General features: G+C 71.6%; 1 protein-coding gene. It reads right to left on the bottom strand.

The window, feature by feature from the left end; translation table 11 throughout:
* Positions 1–387, bottom strand: a 387-nt coding sequence (locus tag N866_RS19475; protein ID WP_034230154.1) for a PKD domain-containing protein, incomplete at its 5' end; no start/stop codon positions are given.

Here is a 387-nt window from a genome sequence, read left to right as displayed (position 1 = left end):
TCAGGGTCGGGCGACGAGGCGGGGTGTGGCTTCTTCGACGGTGATGGTGATGGGGGCGGAGGTGGTGGTGGCGGTGCCGTCGATGGGGGTCCAGGGGCCGGTGTCGGTGACCTGGTAGTGCCCGTGCCAGGTGGTGGTGAGCTGGAGGGTGTAGGTGCCGGGGGCGGGGTAGGGGTGGGACAGGGTGTGGGTGGGGTAGGGGGCGCCGGGGTCGGTGGTGGTCAGGGGTGGCTGGGTGTCGCCGAAGTCCCAGGTGTAGTGGGTGGGGGTGGCGCGGACGGTGACGGGGGTGCCCAGGACGGTGGTGGTGAGGGTCTGGGGGGTGGGGTCGGTGTAGACGATGAGGGGCATGTTGACCAGGGAGCGGCCGTCGGCGGGCTGGTAGGA

The sequence above is a fragment of the Actinotalea ferrariae CF5-4 genome, from assembly GCF_000603945.1.
Lineage (GTDB): Bacteria > Actinomycetota > Actinomycetes > Actinomycetales > Cellulomonadaceae > Actinotalea > Actinotalea ferrariae.
The sequence above is the reverse complement of the archived record's forward strand: the minus strand, read 5'-3'. Positions and strand labels throughout refer to the sequence as shown.